We start from the raw sequence: 18,935 nt of genomic DNA on the forward strand, positions 1-18,935 counted from the left end.
AAAAGGAAGCCCAACAATTAATGTTGAGCTTCCTTTTTTGCTAATCTATTTCGATTTTATGTAGTTGACACCTCCTGCCTTTGGTCCTGTAGCTTTGCCTAAAAAGATTACTAAAACAAGAATCGTCAATACATAAGGGGCGGATTGCAGATAGACATCTGGAATTTGCGAAATGACTGGCAGATTCGCTCCGGCGATGCTGAGATTTTGAGCAAAACCAAAGAACATAGCTGCTCCCATCGTTCCAAGTGGGTTCCATTTACCAAAAATCATCGCAGCTAAAGAGATGAACCCTTGTCCCGCAATCGTAGTGATCGCAAAGCGTCCAGCGATCGATTGCGCGAATACCGCCCCGCCCATTCCACCGAGAAATCCTGAGATCAGTACACCCGCATATCGCATCGCGTATACGTTAATTCCCAGAGTATCTGCTGCCTGTGGATTTTCTCCTACTGAACGCAAACGCAGCCCAAATTTTGTCTTATAAATAATAAACCAAGCAGCCAGTGCTACTACAATTGCAAAATAAGCAGGCAAACTAGTTTTATTAAAGAATAAATCTCCGATGATCGGAATCTTACTCAAGCCTGGAAAATCAAAATAGCCAAACTGTTCTTGGATCGTATCGGTCTGACCTTTACCATAGATCACTTTGATCAGAAAAATTGTCAGCGGCGGTGCCAATAAATTCATGACCGTTCCGCTAATTACGTGATCGGCTCTAAAATTGATCGTCGCTGCTGCATGCAGACAGGAGAATAATAACCCAGCAAATCCACCAACCAAAACACCCAGCCAAGGGGTCAGCGCACCAAATTGATCAGCAAAACTCAAATTGAAAATAACCGAACTGAATGCCCCAGTTACCATGATCCCTTCTAATCCAACATTTACGATTCCGCTGCGCTCTGAGAAAACACCGCCTAATGCCGTTAAAATCAGCGGTGCAGAATAAACGAGTGTTTGAGAAATCAGTGAACTTAATAATTGAATAGTCATTCCAAATCAGCTCCTTCTTGCTTTAACGGCGTTATTTCTAATTTCTCACTTTTTTTTACGATCTTTTTGTTCACGGAAATCTTTGTCAAAGCAACTCGAACCACATAATTGATCCCCACGAAGAAAATGATCAACGGAATGACACTATTCGCCAATTCACTTGGAACACCTGCAAATTGCATACCTTGTCCCCCGAGCTTTAAGACACTGAATAATAAAGCCGACAGAAGAATTCCAACAGATCCGCCATTTCCCAGTAGAGAGACCGCCATGCCGTCAAAACCAATACTAATAGACGAGCCTTGAACGAAATAATTGCCAAAAGTTCCTAGTCCTTGAACTACACCGCCCAATCCTGCTAACAGCCCTGAAATGAGCATTGAGATAACGATCGTCCGTTTACTGCTCATACCCGCATATTCGGAGGCAAACGGGTTGATCCCTACGGAGCGAATCTCAAAACCTAAAGTGGTTCGCTTCATCAAAAACCAAACCAATCCTAAAAAAACCAGCGCCAGAACAAACCCCATGTTGACGCGTGAACCACCGAAAAGATTTGTTAACCAGGGTTCTCGCAATAAGCCATTTGCTCCAACAATTTTAGTAACGCCCTTATTAGAAATGATTTCCGGAGACATCACATTATTGACTATATGATTGGCCATATACAACAGCACATAATTCATCATGATCGTAACGATAACTTCACTCGTACCGAAATAAGCTCGTAATAACCCGGGAATCGCCGCCGCCAAAGCACCAGCCAGTGCTCCCGCAATAATTGCTAATGGAACAACAATAACTTTCGGGGTCGTCGGCATACTAAGCGCCACCCAAATACTTACCACCCAGCCGCACAAGGCCTGTCCGGACAACCCAACGTTAAAGAACCCAGCAGAATTAGCAACCGAAAATCCCAAAGCTGTAAATATCAATGGTCCTGCACCAACTAAAATCTCGCCAATTGAGATGCTGTTTTGGAATGCCGAGCGAAACATCGCTTGATAACCCACGATGGGGTTATAACCCGTTACCAGCATCAGCAGCCCGCCAAGCAGGAAACCCAGAATCACTGAGATAAATGGTACCAATGTATTTCTGATCCGTTCTGAACGGTCATTCATTTGTTTCACCAACCTTTACTAACTCTTTTCGCGCTTCCGCCAAACTATACCCTGCCATCAGCAACCCCAGCTCATTTTCCGACGTCTCTTTTGGATCAACGATTCCAACGATCTCGCCTGCATGAATAACTGCAATTCGATCGGAAACATTTAAGATCTCGTCTAGTTCAAAACTTACTAACAAAACGCCTTTATTTTTATCTCGCTGCTCGATCAAGCGTTTATGGATATATTCGATTGCGCCGACATCCAAACCACGAGTTGGTTGAGCCACAATCAACAGTTCTGGGTCACGATCGACCTCACGGGCAATAATCGCTTTCTGCTGATTCCCGCCAGATAGAGAGGCAGCGGGCGCCTGCTCACTTGTTGTCCGTACATCGTATTCCTCAATCAATCGATTGGCATATTGCTGGATTTCATTAAAATTCAAAATCCCATTTTTGCTGAACGGAGCATGATAATAGGACTGCAATGCAATATTTTCAGATAACGGCAAAGGCAGGATCAACCCATACTTATGCCGATCCTCCGGCACATGACCAACACCCATCTCTGTGATCTCCCGCGGTTTATTATTGGTTGCTTCATTTCCATTAATAGTGATCGTGCCGCTTTCAATTTTGCGTAACCCTGTTAATGCTTGAACCAATTCCGATTGACCATTTCCATCAATTCCGGCAATTCCTAAAACCTCGCCGCGATGAACATCTAAACTCAAATTTTTCACGGCTTCCAGCCCGCGGCTTTCCTTCACCACTAGATCCTTAATAGAAAGGACGACTTCGCCAATACTCGTCGCTTGTTTATCTGTTTTAAAAGAAACCGAGCGCCCCACCATCATATCGGCCAACTCTTGTGAACTGACATCCTTCACATTGACCGTCCCGATATAACGTCCCCGGCGAATGACTGAACAACGATCAGCGACCTTTTTAATTTCATCAAGCTTATGAGTTATTAAAATGATTGACTTCCCCTCTTTAACTAACGTCGCCATAATTTCGATCAGCTCATCAATTTCCTGCGGCGTCAAAACGGCAGTCGGTTCATCAAAAATCAAAACGTTTGCTCCACGGTATAGCGTTTTCAAGATTTCCACCCGTTGCTGCATCCCAACTGAAATATCGCGCACATACGCGTCTGGATCTACCTGAAATCCATAATCATTTGATAAGCGCGTGATTTCTTCTTTGGCTTTTTGCGTGTCCAGCACACCGTTATTGTTGAGTTCGCTCCCTAAAATTATATTTTCCGTTACCGTAAAAGCATCCACCAGCATAAAATGCTGATGAACCATCCCGATTCCTAATTGATTGGCTCTAGTAGGACTCGTAATCTTAACCGCTTGCCCATCCATATATATTTCTCCGGAAGTTGGCTGCAGTAATCCCGATAAAACATTCATCAAAGTTGATTTGCCTGCGCCGTTCTCGCCTAACAAGGCATGGATCTCGCCTTTGCGAATTTTTAGATTGATATCATCGTTGGCTTTGAAGTCGCCGAACTGTTTAGTGATGTTCCGCATCTCAATGACATACTGTTCTTCCGTCACTTTTATTTCACACCTCTCTTGTTCCAAGAGTGCCCGCTAATTACAGTGGGCACGATCAGTCAACTAGTCTTCCGGTGTCTCCGGAACTTTTACATCACCAGCAATAATTTGGTCTTTCGCTTCTTTCACTGCGGTTTTCGCTTCATCGCTTAAGTAGCCGTCCGTCATCGCAACACCGCCATCTTTTAAACCAAAGGATAAGTGTTTGCCGCCAGGAAATTTATCCTTTAAGGCTCTGGTTGAGATATCTTGCACGACGACACCAACCGATTTGATGGTTGAAGCCAAACAGAAATTGCTCTCTTTCCCATCTTTTGATTTATAGTTGCCCTCATCCTGCTGATCACGGTCCACACCAAGCACCCAAACTTTGTCTGCTTCACTTTTTTCCTGATTCAAGGCTTTCGCTTCTGAGAAAACACCCGCTCCGGTACCGCCGGCTGCTTGATAAATAATATCTGACCCATTTTGATAAATGTTCGCCGCTAACGCTTTCCCTTTTGCTGGATCGCCGAAAGACGCCGCATATTTTACATCGACAGAAATGTCTTTATTCATTTTCTTCGCTGTATCTTTTACACCTTTGGTAAAACCAGCTTCATACCGATCGATGACTTTTCCTTCTTCTCCACCAATAAATCCAACTTTGTTTGTTTTAGTCGTATAAGCAGCGGAGACTCCGGCAATGTAACCAACCTCATTATCGCGGAAGGTTGCCGACACTACATTTTTCTTTCCTTCGATTACAGTATCGATAATAACGAAATTCGTTTCTGGATTTTGTCCGGCTGCTGCTTCGATTGAATCCGCCAACAAGTAACCGATCCCGAAAACGGTCTTGAAGCCATTAGATGCAGCGGTATCAATATTCGAAGCAAATTGCGCGATCTCGTTCGATTGAATGTAGTCATAACCACCAACGCCGCGTTTCAATTTTTGTTCCTTGCCCCATTTTTGCAGCCCTTCCCAAGCCGACTGATTGAAAGACTTGTCATCTACTCCACTAACATCGGTCACCATTACGACACTGTGATCCGCATCCTCATTTCCCGACGCGCTGCTTTTATTCCCTCCGCACCCGCTAAAGGTCAGCAAAGCCGCCATTGCTACGACACCCAAAGAAAAAAGTTTTGTATTTTTCATTTTTAAATTCCTCCTATTTTTGACAGCGCTTACTAATTTACGCGTCTTTATCCTTCAATCAATTCTTCGATCCTCGGCATGGCACTTTGCGCTCCTAAGCCTTGGACTGTCTTACTAGCTGCTAAATTAGCAAAGTTGATCGCTTGTTCAAGCACATGATCTTTGGCATAGGAAACTGCAAAAGCAGCGTTGAACGTATCTCCTGCCCCAGTTGTATCGACAACGGGAACTTTATAACTCGGTACCTCAACGAGCTTGTTGCCGTCGTAAAAGCGCACCCCTTTCGCTCCATAGGTCATAATAATTTGATTGGGATGTTCCTGCAAAACAGACTGGGCATCTTGTTTAAATAATTGATTGATCTCAATTTCATTCGGTGTTAAAAAAGTCACCTTAGCCAAATACTCTGGTGCAATCTCCGGCGTTGGTGCAGGATTCAATACCAAACAGACGTTATTTTCAGCACAAAAATCAATCAAATACTCAATCGTAGCAATCGGAATCTCACATTGTGCGATCACGATATCCGCTGCCAAAATTTGTTTTTTATAATCATCTATCAGTGAACGATTCACACATGCATTTGCACCTTGCACCAGAATAATTGAATTATCATTTTCCGCGATTGTTATATAAGCGACACCCGTCGGTTCCGAAACTTGTCTGATGCATGATGTATCCACCCGATTCTCTTCAAAATTTTTCAACACGATTTCGCCATAAGCATCTTTCCCGACACAACCAATCATGGTCACCTCTGCTCCTAACCTCGCTGCCGCAACAGCTTGATTGGCACCTTTTCCTCCAGGCAGCATTTTACTATCCGTTCCAAACATCGTCTCTCCGACTCTTGGGAAACGCTCTGCTTGTACGACTAAATCTAAATTAATACTTCCAACAACAACGACTTTCATTTGCTTTCCTCCTACGTATTCATAAACTATCTCTTAGTTCTAAAAAAAATTCACTATATCACTTCGCCCGTTTTTTTGAACCGCTTACAAAAGATGGAAGAAAAACAATCTTTGTTCGCGGTTAATCAAGTTGTCTCTCTTCCTTTGAAGCGGTTTATTTTACGACAGCATAGACGTCTGAATACATTCGGATACATTCTTCCACTAGATCCCAGAATCGTTCCGCATCAATCTTTTTACCAACCTTTGCATTTGCCTTCTTATTTAGAACATTTAACTCATCGCAGACCGTTCGCCCATAGCTAGGACCACGATTAATATCAATCTCAACAAACATTTCTTGCGTTTCAAAAGCTTCCGGACAAATGAGATAGCCGACACAAGTTGCATCATGTAATGGCCCCGCGGCTAATCCAAAACATTCGAATTGGCTCTTCAGTGTGAAACGCATAATGTCCCCAAATAATTTTGCCGCATCATTGCCGATTGCTTCCATACGTTCAATGATATCCTCTGTACAAATCGTTTGATGAGTCAAATCCAGCCCCATCATGACGAGCGGTGCTCCCGAGCTAAAGACAACATGCGCCGCTTCAGGATCAGCAAATATATTAAATTCAGCAGAAGGCGTGAAATTACCCGTTCCGTAAGCTCCGCCCATTAAAACAATTTCTTTGATTTTAGGAATGATTAACGGTTCCATCCGCATCGCGACAGCAATGTTTGTCAATGGACCAACAGGAACCAGCGTAATATCCCCATCACTCGCTAACAATGTATCAATAATGTATTTGACCGCATTTGTTCCTTCCACCTGCCGATTTAGCGGACCAAAAACTGGACCATCCAATCCAGATTCTCCGTGAACATTATCCGCAACAACCTGCTCACGCACCAACGGCTTTGGCATTCCCGCATAGACATTCGCATCAATATTCAGCAGTTGGGAAACGTTCAAGCCATTCACAACTGTCTTGTCTAACGTTTGGTTTCCTGCTACAATAGTGATTCCCAACAAATCAATTTTCGGGTGGATAGCCGCCATCAACATTGTAATGGCATCATCATGCCCCGGATCACAATCCAAAATAATTTTCCGTTTTTCCATTTTGAAGCCCCCTAAGAAGATTTATTTCCTTTATCTATTTGCATTATATAAAGTTCCTGCTTATGATAAGTATGAGAATTCTCACATATGGGAGGCAGAAAAATGAAAAAGTTGCAAAATGAACAATTAAAACAGCAATTCATTCAAACTTCCGGTTACCTCGATCAATTTTCCTTCGATGTCAGTTTAGACACGCAGTTATTTTTCTTTCCGGCCAATAGTTATCTCGTTAAAGAGAACCAGCCGCCTTCTCATTTATTTTATCTGGTCAAAGGCAAAGCAAAATTATATGACACTTTAGCTAATGGAAAAGTCGCGTTGATCGATTTCTTTTCTCCTCCTTGTTTTATCGGTGAGATGGAACTCGTTGACGAAACTCAGACCGCCTTCAGTGTCCAGGCAATTGAGGACTGTTGGTGTTTGGCTCTAGCAAGGAAAGACTGCCAAAAAAAATTATTGAAGGATGCTCTTTTTCTTCAAAAGCTTTGTATGTATTTCGCACACAAAAACTATCGGAATATCAAAGCCTCTACGCAAAATCAAGGCTTTCCGCTTTCTCAGCGCTTAGCATCCTTTATCCTATTGACTCAAAATGAAGGAAGGTACCGAGAAAAGCACACACAAGTTTTCGAATATCTAGGCGTTTCCTATCGGCATCTACTCTATGTCATCGCCCAATTTGTCGATGATGGGTACCTTAAAAAAGAAAAAAACAGTTACCTCATTCAGGACACTGAAAAATTGATCCAACTTGCCGCAGAGGTAAAAGCCTAAAAAAGCATCCAGCAACAGTCAAAATGACTATTGTTGGATGCTTCTTTTCTATTCGTATTTTACTTCTGCCAAATACAATCCTTCTGGGTGAGCAGTCGGCCCGGCAGCGTTGCGATCCTTCGCCTCAAGGAGCGCCGGAATGCAATCAGCCGGCATCCGGCCATTTCCAATTTTTAACAACGTTCCCACTAAAATTCGAATCATTTTATATAAGAAGCCATTTCCTCGAAAAATGAACGTTAATTCCGTTCCGGCCTCATTGACTTCTAAATCAGCCTGATAGATCGTCCGAACTTTGTCCTCGATTGACCCGCCAGTTGCACAAAAGGAAGTAAAATCATGGGTGCCTAACAAATCCGGCAACGCTCGTCGAATCAAATCCACATCCAGCGGATAGGGATAGTAGGCGGCGTAATAACGGCGAAACGGACTTCGCGGCTTGGCTATCTGAACTTTAAAGTGATAGGTCTTCTCCACGACATGATAGCGCGCATGGAACTCGTCATCCACGATCTCGACTGACGAAACGGCGATATCTTCAGGCGTCTGAGTATCTAAACCAAATCGCATTCGCTCCAATGGACGTTCGTGGGGATAATCAAAATGAATGACTTGACCGATCGCATGAACACCAGCATCCGTCCGCCCCGAACCAAAAATCGTTATAGGATTTCCATTATTCATTTTTTGCAAGGTCTTCTCAACTTCCTCCTGCACCGTACGGCCGTTGGGCTGCCGTTGAAAACCATTGAAATTTGTCCCATCATAAGCAATCACTGCTTTATATCTAACCATTCTCAATCTCCTTTTTCATATTGAGGAATTCATTATTCAAGTCTTGCACCATTCCACTCGTCAACTTAACTACGGATTTTTCTCGTAATAAAACTTAGAGAAAGTGGAATTAATATCCTCAAAATAGAATTCTGCCGGAGTCATTATATCAGCTTTTTAGTCGGATTCCAACGCGCTTAAATCCTGTACATGATATTTATTACTGCCCGGCAATGCTTTTTTGTGTTTCCAGCAAGCGATCGCCTCTTGCAATGATCTTCCTCGGTTATCCGCAAAAAAATCACGAATATACGTATTGTACTCAAACTGTGAATCAATTTTTTTAGGTTTCCTCGCTGCGATCTCCGGATAAATCGCAATTGCTTCACGATACGTTTTTCCGGCATTCTCCTTTAGCCAATTTTGAAAAGCTACCTTGAATACAAACGTGTCACCCAATTCTGATTTAAAAAAAGCACGATGTTTTTCAGAGAAAACAATTCCTTGCTCAATCAAACTATCAAGTGTTAGATATTCTTCCCGAAAAACTTTTTTCTCACTACTCTTACTAGCAAGCCGCTCCCCTGTACGCAAATAATGAGTGATTCTCTGATTCAGATCCGCTTTACTACCTGGTTTCGCCAACCCTTGTTCTTGACAAAAATCCTGCAGCTCCACTTTCAAATAATAATACTCGCTAAATACTTCTGGTGCTAAGCCAGCTTGCAGCTTTGGTCTATTTTCAGTCATTTTTCGTCTCTCCATTGATTTATTTCTTTCATCCTACCATAAGAAAAACACTTCAAGTCTACATGTTTGGATTTTGTGTGCAGGTTTCTAACGTAATAAAACACAAAAAAAGCTTGGATTCCTCCAAGCTTAACTGCGTAAAAAGATTAGTATAATTGTTGCAATCACAAAAACGCCCAAAACCAATGTATCTCGTAACGCCCATTGCAGCTTGCGGTATTTGCTGCGGCCCTCACCACCACGGTAACCACGGGCCTCCATTGCAGTCGCTAGATCCTCAGCACGATTAAAGCTGCTGACAAACAACGGAATAAGCAAAGGAACGATTGCCTTAACCTTCTGAATCAAGTTCCCATCATTAAAATCAACTCCGCGTGCCCGTTGTGCGTTCATAATTTTTTCTGTTTCATCCATCAATGTTGGAACAAATCGTAAAGCAATAGACAGCATCAAAGCAATCTCATGAACAGGCAAATGGAATCTTTTTAACGGATTCAATAAAGATTCGATCGCATCTGACATCGATAATGGCGGTGTCGTTAAAGTTAATAATGTCGACATGAAGATGATTAAAACAAACCGACAGAAAATAAACAGACCATTTTGAATTCCGTAAGAAGAAAGGCTAAATACGCCCCATGACCAGTACAAAGTTCCCCCACGCGTAAACAACATCTGCAACGCTACCGTAAAGATGATCAACCAGATCAGCGGCCGAACCCCTCTTAAAAAGAAATTCAAATTTATCTTTGATAAAAACACTGCGAATAGTGTGAAAGCAGCTAAAAACAAATAACTCTGCCAGTTATTCGCCAAAAAAATAATCCCAATAAAATAAAAACTAGCAACCAATTTGGCGCGCGGATCCAAGCGATGAATCAATGAATCCCCTGGGATATAACGACCGAAAATCAATTTATTCATCATGAGCAGGGCCTCCTGCGTGTTTGACGATCCAGTCCGCCAATTCGTTTTCTGTTAACGGCAGTTCTTTAAATTCTGCTCCTCGTGCTTGCATTTTTTCGGCAAAAGCACTCGCCTGAGGCACGCCTAATTGTTTTTCTTTCAACCACGCAACGTTTTCAAAAACTGTTTGTGGATTTCCATGTTTTACGACAAGTCCATTTTCCAAGACATAGACATAGTCCGCAAAATTTGCAACATCATCCATTAAATGAGTGACTAAGACGATCGTCATATTTTTTTCTTTGTGCAAGCGCCAAAACATTTCCATCATTTCTTTGCGTCCAAGCGGATCTAACCCTGCCGTCGGCTCATCTAAGACCAAAACCTCTGGCTCCATAGCCAAGACACCAGCGATTGCTACACGACGCATTTGGCCTCCAGAGAGCTCGAATGGGGAACGTTCTAAATACTCTTCGTCCATTCCCACTAATTTTAAGTTTTCTTTTGCTAAAATACGTGCGTCCTCATCACTCACGCCAAAATTCTTCGGTCCGAAAGCAATATCTTTGACCACAGTTTCCTCAAATAATTGAGCCTCAGGAAATTGAAAAACGATCCCAACTTTTTTGCGAACCGGTTTCAAATTTTTATTATCGGTCGTCGAAGTAATCGTTCGATCTCCAATTATGACTTTTCCATCGGTTGGTTTCAACAGAGCATTCAAGTGTTGCAGCAAAGTCGATTTTCCACTACCAGTGTGCCCCACCAAAGCGGTATAAGAGCCTTCTTTAATGTTCAAGTCGATATCATATAGTGCACGTTGTTCAAAGGGAGTATTCGGTTGATAAACGTAGCTTACTTTTTCAAAACGGATGTCCATAACCAGTCCATCATCCCTTCTTCATCCAAATAATTCGTTGGTACTGTCACCCCACGAGCTTTCAACGCTGATTTCAATTTCTCAGGAAATGGTAAATCTAATCCTAAAGAAACCAATTCAGGTCCAGCAGAAAAAATTTCATCTGGCGTTCCTTCTTGATATAATTCTCCGTCTCTCATCACCAATATTCGATTGGCACTTGCGGCCTCATCGATATCATGAGTGATCGAAATAACAGTCAGATCGCTTTCTTCTTTAATTTTGTGAATCGTCGCGATAACATCATCACGACCCTCAGGATCTAACATGCTGGTTGCTTCATCCAAAATAATAATATCTGGACGCAAAGCGACTACACCCGCAATCGCCACCCGCTGCTTTTGCCCACCAGATAAGCGAGCTGGCTCACGAGTCGAAAAGTCTTGCATTTTTACTTTTTCCAATGCGTCTTGAACACGACGTTGCATCTCACTACGTTCGATTCCTTGATTTTCTAAACCAAAGGCAACATCGTCTTCCACTGTTGCACCGACAAATTGATTATCTGGATTTTGAAAGACCATCCCCACCATACGGCGAATATCCCAGACGGATTCCTCTGATAATTCCATCCCACCAACGCGGACGGTTCCCTTTTGCGGTAAATGAAGTCCATTGATCGCTTTGGCTAAAGTAGATTTTCCAGATCCGTTATGCCCAACAATAGCGATCCATTCACCTTTGTTGATCGAAAAATTGACATCTTTCAAAGCCGGTGCGGCTTCTTCTTGATAGCTAAATTCAATATGATTGATTTCAATAATTGGCTCCATGGTTACACCCTTCCACCTCTTTGCAAATCTGTTCTAAGCCTAGCAAAAAAGCCTCGTTTTATCAATCCTTGATACTCGATAAAATGCTTTTGTATACCGATCTGTCTTGACAGTATTTTTGGGTATAAAAAAACACTTTATGATGAGTGCCGGCTTCCCAGACATTCTGGGAAGCGGCGCTGAGCTAGACTCGGAGAAAATCTCCAACATCATAACACTCTAAAAGAATCATCTATAAAGTGAAGAGTGATTATTATACAAGTTCTATAACGACCATAGGGGCGTTGTCGCCACGACGAGGTTCAGTTTTTAAGATACGAGTGTATCCTCCTTGACGTTCAGCGTAACGAGGAGCAATGTCATTGAATAATTTTTGTAATGCAGATTCAACAACGATTTCTTCGTTTTCTTCGCGAACTTCAGCTACTTCATTACGCACAAAGCTAGCAGCTTGGCGACGTGCATGAAGATCCCCGCGTTTTCCTAAAGTAATCATCTTTTCAGCAGTTGAACGAACTTCTTTCGCACGAGCTTCAGTCGTAACGATGCGTTCGTTGATAATTAAGTCAGTTGTTAAGTCACGCAACATCGCTTTACGTTGGCTAGATGTGCGTCCTAATTTACGATAACTCACGTAGGTTTCCCTCCTTTGTCAACAATATTAATCGTCTTTACGTAGTCCTAATCCTAGATCATGTAATTTAGCCTTCACTTCTTCAAGTGATTTACGACCCAAATTACGTACTTTGATCATTTCGGGTTCAGACTTATTCGTTAGTTCTTGAACCGTATTAATTCCAGCACGTTTCAAGCAATTGTACGAACGTACAGACAAGTCTAGTTCTTCGATGGTCATTTCTAACATTTTTTCTTTTTGCGTTTCTTCTTTTTCTACCATGATTTCAGCATTTTTCGCTTCATCAGTAAGATTAACAAAAATATCCAAATGTTCAGTTAAAATTTTCGCTGCAAGACTCAATGCTTCTTGAGCAATGATCGATCCGTCAGTCCAAATTTCCATCGTTAATTTATCGAAATCATCACGACGACCAACACGTGTGTTTTCAACTTGATAGTTTACTTTACGTACAGGTGTATAGATAGAATCGACTGGAAGGACACCAATTGGCATATCTTCCTTTTTATTTTCGTCTGCTTGAACATAGCCTCGACCAGGTTTTACTGTTAAGCGAGCATGAAATGTTGCGCCTTCAGAAACAGTACAGATGTACATATCTTTATTCAAGATTTCAACGTCACTGTCAACGATAATATCGCCGGCAGTTACCGTAGCTGGTCCAGTAATATCGATCTCAAGGGTTTTTTCTTCTTCGGCGAATAATTTCAACGCCAAACCTTTGATATTCAAGATGATTTGTACAACGTCTTCTCTTACACCTTTGATGGTTGAAAATTCGTGTAACACCCCATCGATTTGAATATTAGTAATGGCAGCGCCTGGTAAAGAAGAAAGTAGAATACGACGTAGAGAATTACCTAAAGTAGTTCCATAACCTCTTTCCAAAGGTTCAACAACGAACTTGCCATAATCTCTGTCTTCATCAATTTTTGTGATTCTTGGTTTTTCGAATTCAATCATTCTTGTCTTTTACCCCTTTCAAAACGAAAAGTGTCTTGTTCAATGACGTTCCTGTAAAACTCATAGAGTTGGGCACTCATTAAACACGACGGCGTTTTGGAGGGCGGCATCCATTATGAGGTACTGGAGTCACGTCACGAATTGCAGTTACTTCTAAACCAGTTGCTTGCAATGAACGAATCGCTGCTTCACGACCAGAACCAGGTCCTTTAACAGTTACTTCAACACTTTTCAATCCATGTTCCATTGCAGCTTTTGTTGCTGTTTCAGCAGCCATTTGAGCAGCGAAAGGTGTAGATTTTTTACTACCCTTGAAGCCTAATGAACCTGCAGATGACCATGCAACGGCATTACCGCTTGCATCAGTAATCATGATGATTGTATTATTAAAAGTCGAATGAATATGAGCAATACCGGTTTCAATATTCTTCTTCACACGACGTTTACGATTAACTTTCTTTGCTACCATGAAGATTTATACCTCCTTCACTAATTATTTTTTCTTGCCGGCAATAGCGCGAGCTGGGCCTTTACGAGTACGAGCATTGTTCTTAGTGTTTTGTCCACGTGTAGGCAAGCCACGACGATGACGGATTCCACGGTAAGAACCGATTTCCATCAAACGTTTGATGTTTAAGTTAGTTTCACGACGAAGATCGCCTTCAACTTTTAATTTATCAACTTCAGCACGAATAGCGTCAGTTTGTTCATTTGTTAAATCACGTACACGAACATCTTCTGAAACACCTGCATCGGCTAAAACTTGTTTCGCTGTAGTATTTCCAATACCGTAAATATAAGTAAGTGAAATTACCACGCGTTTATCACGAGGAATATCTACTCCTGCAATACGAGCCATACTTAATTACACCTCCAATTATCCTTGACGTTGTTTATGTTTTGGGTTTGCTGGGCAAATCACCATAACACGTCCATTACGACGAATTACTTTACAATGTTCACACATTGGTTTTACTGATGGTCTTACTTTCATGATTATACCTCCTGAAGTTTTACGGAGTACAACTTACTTAAAGCGATAGGTAATGCGACCACGGCTCAAATCGTATGGAGAAAGTTCAACAGTAACCTTATCTCCAGGTAAAATTCTGATGTAATACATCCGGATTTTACCAGATACGTGTGCAAGAACTTCGTGTCCGTTTTCCAATTCGACTTTAAACATTGCATTCGGCAAAGTTTCGACGACTGTTCCTTCGATTTCAATCATATCTTCTTTTGCCACGCAGAGTACCTCCTTGTAGTTGTTTCGCATTTTCACACGATAAAATGGCGGAAACTGCAGTTCCCACCCTAATTCTAAAGTTAACTTCTAAATAACTAGAAGTCAGACTGACAAATTCTATCATAAAACATCGAACTTGGCAAGATAAACTGCATCTCAAGTCGGTAGGCAAATTATTTTTCGATAATCTTTTCTACATCCGCAAATACGGCATCAATTTCACGATCTCCATCAACTGGATACAGCAGAGCTTCTTCATCATAGTAAGCTAAAATTGGTTCACTGTTTTTAACATTCACAGATAAACGATTTTTAACTGTTTCTGGCTTATCATCTTCACGTTGATAGAATTCATGACCACCGCAGCGATCACAAGTTCCTTCTACTTTCGTAGGATTGAAGATTTTATGATAAGTTGCGCCACAATTGCGGCACATGAAGCGTCCTGCCAAACGTTCAACTAACACTTCTTCTGCTACTTGAATTTCAATCACAGCATCAATCTTTTTATTCAAGTCTTTTAACATCTCAGCTAATGCTTTGGCTTGATCCAAAGTACGAGGGAATCCGTCCAACAAGAACCCTTTATCAGTGTCCTTTTGAGCTAAACGTTCCTTCACGATACCGTTAGTAACTTCGTCTGGGACCAAATCCCCTGCATCCATATAAGATTTTGCTTTCAATCCGAGTGTTGTCTCGTTTTTGATTGCTTCTCGGAACATATCCCCCGTGCTGATGTGTGGAATATTGTACGTTGCAACAATTCTTTCTGCTTGTGTTCCTTTTCCTGCCCCTGGCAGCCCCATTAAGATCAGGTTCATTGCTTTCCCTCCTAAGTATTTGAAGCCAGAACGGCGTTGAGGAAAACCCTCAACACACGAATCTATTCTTCATCCATGAATCCGACATAACGTCGTTTTAACATGAGTCCTTCTAATTGTTTTGCAGTTTCTAGCGCAACTCCGACCACGATCAATAGACTAGTACCACCCAGCCCGATTGATTGCGGCAAGTTCCAAATCATTTGCGCGATGATTGGAATCAAGGCGATCAAACCTAAGAAAATAGCTCCGACCACACTTAAACGCATCAAAATTGCAGAAACATATTCTTCCGTACCTTTACCTGGTCTTACACGAGGAATATAACTTCCTTGTTTTTGTAAGTTCTCCGCTAGTTTTTCAGGATTGACCTGAACAAATGCGTAGAAGAAGGTGAAGGCAACAATCAGAACAGTATAAATCGCAGCACCTGGAATCGTGTTATAACTGAATAACTTCGTTAAAACATCATACCAGCCTTCCGCGCTATACTTGCTAGCTAATGCCTGCAATACCGCGTTCGGTGTTGCTATGAATGAGCTGGCAAAGATAACTGGAATAACCCCAGCAGCATTTACTTTTAATGGTAGATAACTGCTTGTTGGCGCGCCAACGACTTGTTTTGTATATTGAATTGGAATTTTTCTTTCGGCTTGTTGGAAGTACGTTACAAAAACGACAATCAACAAAATTGCGACAAGTAAAATTACAACGAAAATAACCGATTTCCAAAGATCACTAGAATCAATGTTTACGAAATAATCATCATAAATATCTTTGATGCTTTGTGGTAATCGAGAAATGATCCCCGCAAAGATAATCATTGATACACCATTTCCAATTCCTTTTTCGGTGATCTGTTCTCCCAGCCAAGTAACAAACATGGTACCCGCTGTAAGAATGACACCAATCGTTACGAATGTTTGAACGTTACGATTTGGTACAAACCCAAATTGCGCAAAATAGTCAAACCCAGCTGTAATACTTACAGACTGAATAAAAGCCAAGACTAAAGTCAAGTAACGAGTTGCTTGATTCAGCTTCTTACGACCGACCTCACCTTGTTTTGACCATTCGACAAATTTAGGAATAATATCCATTTGCAACAACTGAATAACAATTGAAGCAGTGATATATGGAGAAACCCCCATAGAAAAAATTGAGAAGTTTTGCATAGCCGAGCCACTAACCATATTCAGCATTCTGAAAAATGGCATTTCACTCAGACCTTGCAACCCATGCGCATCAACACCCGGTACAGTGATTTGTGCACCTAACCGGAAAATCAATAGCATTAAAACGGTGAATAGAATCCGTGATCGGATGTTCTGAACTTTGAATGAATCCTTTAAAAGTTTGAACATTAAATCACCTCGATTGAACCACCAGCAGCTTCAATTGTTTCTTGAGCATGTTTAGAGAATTTTGCTGCTTTAACGGTTAGTTTCTTGTCTAATGATCCGTTTCCTAAAACTTTGATTCCAGCTTTTTCGTTTTTCACGATTCCAGCTTCAACTAGAGCAACAGGTGTTACTTCAGTTCCATCTTCAAAACGATTTAAGACATCTAAATTGATTACAGCATATTCTTTACGATTCACGTTAGTAAATCCGCGTTTTGGTAAACGACGGAATAAAGGAGTTTGACCACCTTCAAAACCTAAACGTACACCGCCGCCTGAACGAGCCTTTTGACCTTTTTGACCACGTCCAGATGTTTTTCCGTTACCTGATGAAGTACCACGTCCAACGCGGTTGCGAACTTTACGTGAACCTTCGGCAGGTTGTAATTCATGAAGTTTCATTATATTGGGCACCTCCTTAGATTTTAATCATCATTGGTTTTTAAACTTCTTCTACGTCCACTAAATGAGACACTGTGTTAACCATACCTTTGATTGCATCATTAGCAGGTTTAACAACTGTGCTGTTCATTTTCTTTAGACCCAACGCTTTAACAGTATCGCGTTGGTTTTGAGGACGTCCGATAATACTGCGTGTTAAAGTAATTTTCAATTCAGCCATTTCATTCGTCCTCCTTAATTAGCTAAGTTTTCAACAGAAATGCCGCGTAATTGCGCCACGTCTTCTGCTTTTTTCAATTGAGTTAACCCTTCAACAGTTGCGCGAACAACGTTGATTGGTGTATTTGAACCTAAAGATTTAGAAGTCACATCAGCAACGCCAGCTAATTCCAAGACGGCACGAACTGGTCCACCAGCAGCAACCCCAGCCCCTTCAACGGCAGGTTTCATTAAAATACGTCCGCCGCCGAATACACCAATAACTTCGTGAGGAAGCGTAGTTCCTACCATTGGTACTTCGACTAGATTTTTCTTAGCATCTTCGATTGCTTTACGAATTGCTTCAGGTACTTCTTGTGCTTTACCAGTACCAAAGCCTACGTGTCCGTTCTTGTCACCGACAACGACTAATGCTGCGAAACGTAGACGACGTCCACCTTTAACAACTTTAGTAACACGGTTGATCGCAACAACGCGGTCTTCTAATTCCAAATGTTTTGGATCGATATAAACCATGAATGGTGTTCCTCCTTCTCCTAAAATTCTAGTCCATTTTCGCGTGCAGCTTCAGCTAAAGTTGCTACGCGGCCATGGTAAAGGTATCCACCACGGTCAAAGACTACTTTCTTAATACCTTTTTCTGATGCACGTTCTGCGATTAGTTTCCCAACAGCTTGTGCTTGTTCAGTTTTTGTTCCACCTGAAATTTCTTTATCCAAGGCAGAGGCACTTGCTAGCGTCACACCCGCTACGTCATCAATTACTTGCGCGTAGATGTTTTTGTTAGAACGGAAAACGTTCAAGCGTGGGCACTCAGCAGTACCAGAGATTTTGTTACGTACACGCATATGGCGCTTTTGGCGTGTTTTGTTTTTATCTGGTTTTGTAATCACAATTGTCACCTCTATATTTAAGCTGGCCTAAGCCGCATGTAGGTTCAACCTACTATTTACCAGTTTTACCTTCTTTACGACGTACATATTCGCCAACATAACGAATACCTTTGCCTTTATAAGGTTCTGGAGGACGAGTACCGCGGATTTTCGCAGCTAATTCGCCAACTACTTCTTTGTTTGATCCTTTAACCACTACTTGAGTGTTTGCAGGAACTTCGATTGTAACGCCTTCTGGAGCTACGATCTCAACTGGATGTGAGTAACCAACGTTCAATACAAGTTTTGAACCTTGTAATTGAGCACGGTACCCAACCCCGATTAATTCTAATGCTTTTTGGAACCCTTCAGAAACACCAACAACCATGTTATTGAAGTTTGCACGAGTTGTTCCGTGAATTGTTTTCATCTCTTTGCTGTCGTTTGGACGAGTGAATGTTACTTCGTTCCCTTCGATATTCATTGCGATATCAGAAGAGAAAGTACGAGTTAATTCACCTTTAGGTCCTTTAACAGTAACGTCGTTTCCGCTTTGAGTTACTTCAACTCCTGCAGGTAAAACGACTACTTTATTACCAATACGGCTCACTTAAAGACACCTCCTCATGGATTG

Annotated in this window: 25 protein-coding genes; 1 reads left to right on the forward strand and 24 read right to left on the reverse strand. The window is 41.7% G+C overall.

The genetic code is table 11. The features are described from left to right. Window positions 1-45: 45 nt before the first annotated feature. From PGP85_RS09420 to rihB, 6 genes are all read right to left on the reverse strand, one after another. Window positions 46-999, reverse strand: a complete 954-nt coding sequence (locus tag PGP85_RS09420) for an ABC transporter permease (protein ID WP_270327277.1) — start codon at window positions 997-999, stop codon at window positions 46-48. Next, window positions 996-2,123, reverse strand: a complete 1,128-nt coding sequence (locus tag PGP85_RS09425; RefSeq protein ID WP_010742787.1) for an ABC transporter permease — start codon at window positions 2,121-2,123, stop codon at window positions 996-998. The genes PGP85_RS09420 and PGP85_RS09425 overlap by 4 nt, the downstream gene beginning before the upstream one ends. Next, window positions 2,116-3,651, reverse strand: a complete 1,536-nt coding sequence (locus PGP85_RS09430) for an ABC transporter ATP-binding protein (protein WP_408639894.1) — start codon at window positions 3,649-3,651, stop codon at window positions 2,116-2,118. The genes PGP85_RS09425 and PGP85_RS09430 overlap by 8 nt, the downstream gene beginning before the upstream one ends. Window positions 3,652-3,741: 90 nt before the next feature. Beyond that, the gene (locus PGP85_RS09435; RefSeq protein WP_251865352.1) at window positions 3,742-4,821 is read right to left on the reverse strand and encodes a BMP family lipoprotein; all 1,080 of its coding nucleotides are present in this window, start codon (window positions 4,819-4,821) and stop codon (window positions 3,742-3,744) included. Window positions 4,822-4,868: 47 nt separating this feature from the next. Then, the gene (gene rbsK / locus PGP85_RS09440) at window positions 4,869-5,735 is read right to left on the reverse strand and encodes a ribokinase (protein WP_270327282.1); all 867 of its coding nucleotides are present in this window, start codon (window positions 5,733-5,735) and stop codon (window positions 4,869-4,871) included. A gap of 154 nt (window positions 5,736-5,889) precedes the next feature. Then, entirely contained in the window at window positions 5,890-6,843 is a 954-nt protein-coding gene (gene rihB / locus PGP85_RS09445; protein ID WP_010742783.1) for a ribosylpyrimidine nucleosidase, read from the reverse strand. A 102-nt stretch (window positions 6,844-6,945) separates the two neighbouring features. Between rihB and yeiL the strand changes: the two genes are divergently transcribed. Continuing rightward, window positions 6,946-7,617, forward strand: a complete 672-nt coding sequence (gene yeiL, locus PGP85_RS09450) for a transcriptional regulator YeiL (protein WP_270327286.1) — start codon at window positions 6,946-6,948, stop codon at window positions 7,615-7,617. Window positions 7,618-7,665: 48 nt separating this feature from the next. On the opposite strand, the gene truA is transcribed toward yeiL, so the two are convergent. From truA to rplF, 18 genes are all read right to left on the reverse strand, one after another. After that, window positions 7,666-8,412 (reverse strand): tRNA pseudouridine(38-40) synthase TruA, encoded by a 747-nt coding sequence (gene truA, locus PGP85_RS09455; RefSeq protein WP_010742781.1) that lies wholly within the window; start codon window positions 8,410-8,412, stop codon window positions 7,666-7,668. A gap of 156 nt (window positions 8,413-8,568) precedes the next feature. Continuing rightward, on the reverse strand, window positions 8,569-9,141 hold the full coding sequence (locus PGP85_RS09460) for a DUF6434 domain-containing protein (RefSeq protein WP_010742780.1): 573 nt from the start codon (window positions 9,139-9,141) through the stop codon (window positions 8,569-8,571). 129 nt (window positions 9,142-9,270) lie between these two features. Beyond that, window positions 9,271-10,068, reverse strand: coding sequence for an energy-coupling factor transporter transmembrane component T family protein (locus PGP85_RS09465; RefSeq protein WP_010742779.1), 798 nt, complete (start codon window positions 10,066-10,068; stop codon window positions 9,271-9,273). Beyond that, window positions 10,058-10,927 carry an energy-coupling factor ABC transporter ATP-binding protein gene (locus tag PGP85_RS09470; protein ID WP_270327288.1) on the reverse strand — a complete coding sequence of 290 codons (870 nt, stop codon included), beginning with the start codon at window positions 10,925-10,927 and terminating at the stop codon, window positions 10,058-10,060. Before PGP85_RS09470 ends, PGP85_RS09465 begins: the two co-directional genes overlap by 11 nt. Then, the gene (locus PGP85_RS09475; RefSeq protein ID WP_270327289.1) at window positions 10,903-11,739 is read right to left on the reverse strand and encodes an energy-coupling factor ABC transporter ATP-binding protein; all 837 of its coding nucleotides are present in this window, start codon (window positions 11,737-11,739) and stop codon (window positions 10,903-10,905) included. The genes PGP85_RS09470 and PGP85_RS09475 overlap by 25 nt, the downstream gene beginning before the upstream one ends. A gap of 253 nt (window positions 11,740-11,992) precedes the next feature. Further along, entirely contained in the window at window positions 11,993-12,373 is a 381-nt protein-coding gene (gene rplQ / locus PGP85_RS09480; protein ID WP_010742776.1) for a 50S ribosomal protein L17, read from the reverse strand. A gap of 27 nt (window positions 12,374-12,400) precedes the next feature. Then, window positions 12,401-13,339 carry a DNA-directed RNA polymerase subunit alpha gene (locus tag PGP85_RS09485; RefSeq protein WP_010742775.1) on the reverse strand — a complete coding sequence of 313 codons (939 nt, stop codon included), beginning with the start codon at window positions 13,337-13,339 and terminating at the stop codon, window positions 12,401-12,403. Window positions 13,340-13,418: 79 nt separating this feature from the next. Beyond that, window positions 13,419-13,808, reverse strand: coding sequence for a 30S ribosomal protein S11 (gene rpsK / locus PGP85_RS09490; RefSeq protein ID WP_010742774.1), 390 nt, complete (start codon window positions 13,806-13,808; stop codon window positions 13,419-13,421). Between the two features lie 24 nt (window positions 13,809-13,832). Then, window positions 13,833-14,198 carry a 30S ribosomal protein S13 gene (gene rpsM, locus PGP85_RS09495; RefSeq protein WP_010742773.1) on the reverse strand — a complete coding sequence of 122 codons (366 nt, stop codon included), beginning with the start codon at window positions 14,196-14,198 and terminating at the stop codon, window positions 13,833-13,835. Window positions 14,199-14,216: 18 nt separating this feature from the next. Then, entirely contained in the window at window positions 14,217-14,333 is a 117-nt protein-coding gene (gene rpmJ, locus PGP85_RS09500) for a 50S ribosomal protein L36 (protein WP_010742772.1), read from the reverse strand. Window positions 14,334-14,366: 33 nt separating this feature from the next. Beyond that, complete coding sequence (gene infA, locus PGP85_RS09505; protein WP_010742771.1) at window positions 14,367-14,585, reverse strand: translation initiation factor IF-1; 219 nt, start codon at window positions 14,583-14,585, stop codon at window positions 14,367-14,369. A 173-nt stretch (window positions 14,586-14,758) separates the two neighbouring features. Further along, window positions 14,759-15,406 carry an adenylate kinase gene (locus PGP85_RS09510; protein ID WP_010742770.1) on the reverse strand — a complete coding sequence of 216 codons (648 nt, stop codon included), beginning with the start codon at window positions 15,404-15,406 and terminating at the stop codon, window positions 14,759-14,761. Between the two features lie 62 nt (window positions 15,407-15,468). Then, on the reverse strand, window positions 15,469-16,770 hold the full coding sequence (gene secY, locus PGP85_RS09515; RefSeq protein ID WP_090407621.1) for a preprotein translocase subunit SecY: 1,302 nt from the start codon (window positions 16,768-16,770) through the stop codon (window positions 15,469-15,471). Continuing rightward, the gene (gene rplO / locus PGP85_RS09520) at window positions 16,770-17,210 is read right to left on the reverse strand and encodes a 50S ribosomal protein L15 (protein WP_010742768.1); all 441 of its coding nucleotides are present in this window, start codon (window positions 17,208-17,210) and stop codon (window positions 16,770-16,772) included. The genes secY and rplO overlap by 1 nt, the downstream gene beginning before the upstream one ends. Window positions 17,211-17,250: 40 nt before the next feature. Then, entirely contained in the window at window positions 17,251-17,430 is a 180-nt protein-coding gene (gene rpmD, locus PGP85_RS09525) for a 50S ribosomal protein L30 (RefSeq protein ID WP_010742767.1), read from the reverse strand. Window positions 17,431-17,444: 14 nt separating this feature from the next. Further along, a complete protein-coding gene (gene rpsE, locus PGP85_RS09530; RefSeq protein ID WP_010742766.1) occupies window positions 17,445-17,945 on the reverse strand; it encodes a 30S ribosomal protein S5 in 501 nt (166 codons plus the stop codon). A 20-nt stretch (window positions 17,946-17,965) separates the two neighbouring features. Continuing rightward, window positions 17,966-18,322 carry a 50S ribosomal protein L18 gene (gene rplR / locus PGP85_RS09535; RefSeq protein ID WP_010742765.1) on the reverse strand — a complete coding sequence of 119 codons (357 nt, stop codon included), beginning with the start codon at window positions 18,320-18,322 and terminating at the stop codon, window positions 17,966-17,968. 52 nt (window positions 18,323-18,374) lie between these two features. After that, entirely contained in the window at window positions 18,375-18,911 is a 537-nt protein-coding gene (gene rplF / locus PGP85_RS09540) for a 50S ribosomal protein L6 (protein WP_010742764.1), read from the reverse strand. Between the last annotated feature and the right edge of the window lie 24 nt (window positions 18,912-18,935).

Source organism: Enterococcus malodoratus, from assembly GCF_027659535.1.
In the GTDB taxonomy this organism is placed as follows: domain Bacteria; phylum Bacillota; class Bacilli; order Lactobacillales; family Enterococcaceae; genus Enterococcus_A; species Enterococcus_A malodoratus.

Bases quoted from the DNA above. Each gene is read 5' to 3' on its own strand.
- PGP85_RS09420 (WP_270327277.1), bottom strand. From the start codon at position 999: ATGACTATTCAATTATTAAGTTCACTGATTTCTCAAACACTCGTTTAT.
- PGP85_RS09425 (WP_010742787.1), bottom strand. From the start codon at position 2,123: ATGAATGACCGTTCAGAACGGATCAGAAATACATTGGTACCATTTATC.
- PGP85_RS09430 (WP_408639894.1), bottom strand. From the start codon at position 3,651: ATGCGGAACATCACTAAACAGTTCGGCGACTTCAAAGCCAACGATGAT.
- PGP85_RS09435 (WP_251865352.1), bottom strand. From the start codon at position 4,821: ATGAAAAATACAAAACTTTTTTCTTTGGGTGTCGTAGCAATGGCGGCT.
- rbsK (WP_270327282.1), bottom strand. From the start codon at position 5,735: ATGAAAGTCGTTGTTGTTGGAAGTATTAATTTAGATTTAGTCGTACAA.
- rihB (WP_010742783.1), bottom strand. From the start codon at position 6,843: ATGGAAAAACGGAAAATTATTTTGGATTGTGATCCGGGGCATGATGAT.
- yeiL (WP_270327286.1), top strand. From the start codon at position 6,946: ATGAAAAAGTTGCAAAATGAACAATTAAAACAGCAATTCATTCAAACT.
- truA (WP_010742781.1), bottom strand. From the start codon at position 8,412: ATGGTTAGATATAAAGCAGTGATTGCTTATGATGGGACAAATTTCAAT.
- PGP85_RS09460 (WP_010742780.1), bottom strand. From the start codon at position 9,141: ATGACTGAAAATAGACCAAAGCTGCAAGCTGGCTTAGCACCAGAAGTA.
- PGP85_RS09465 (WP_010742779.1), bottom strand. From the start codon at position 10,068: ATGATGAATAAATTGATTTTCGGTCGTTATATCCCAGGGGATTCATTG.
- PGP85_RS09470 (WP_270327288.1), bottom strand. From the start codon at position 10,927: ATGGACATCCGTTTTGAAAAAGTAAGCTACGTTTATCAACCGAATACT.
- PGP85_RS09475 (WP_270327289.1), bottom strand. From the start codon at position 11,739: ATGGAGCCAATTATTGAAATCAATCATATTGAATTTAGCTATCAAGAA.
- PGP85_RS09485 (WP_010742775.1), bottom strand. From the start codon at position 13,339: ATGATTGAATTCGAAAAACCAAGAATCACAAAAATTGATGAAGACAGA.
- rpsK (WP_010742774.1), bottom strand. From the start codon at position 13,808: ATGGTAGCAAAGAAAGTTAATCGTAAACGTCGTGTGAAGAAGAATATT.
- rpsM (WP_010742773.1), bottom strand. From the start codon at position 14,198: ATGGCTCGTATTGCAGGAGTAGATATTCCTCGTGATAAACGCGTGGTA.
- rpmJ (WP_010742772.1), bottom strand. From the start codon at position 14,333: ATGAAAGTAAGACCATCAGTAAAACCAATGTGTGAACATTGTAAAGTA.
- PGP85_RS09510 (WP_010742770.1), bottom strand. From the start codon at position 15,406: ATGAACCTGATCTTAATGGGGCTGCCAGGGGCAGGAAAAGGAACACAA.
- secY (WP_090407621.1), bottom strand. From the start codon at position 16,770: ATGTTCAAACTTTTAAAGGATTCATTCAAAGTTCAGAACATCCGATCA.
- rplO (WP_010742768.1), bottom strand. From the start codon at position 17,210: ATGAAACTTCATGAATTACAACCTGCCGAAGGTTCACGTAAAGTTCGC.
- rpmD (WP_010742767.1), bottom strand. From the start codon at position 17,430: ATGGCTGAATTGAAAATTACTTTAACACGCAGTATTATCGGACGTCCT.
- rpsE (WP_010742766.1), bottom strand. From the start codon at position 17,945: ATGGTTTATATCGATCCAAAACATTTGGAATTAGAAGACCGCGTTGTT.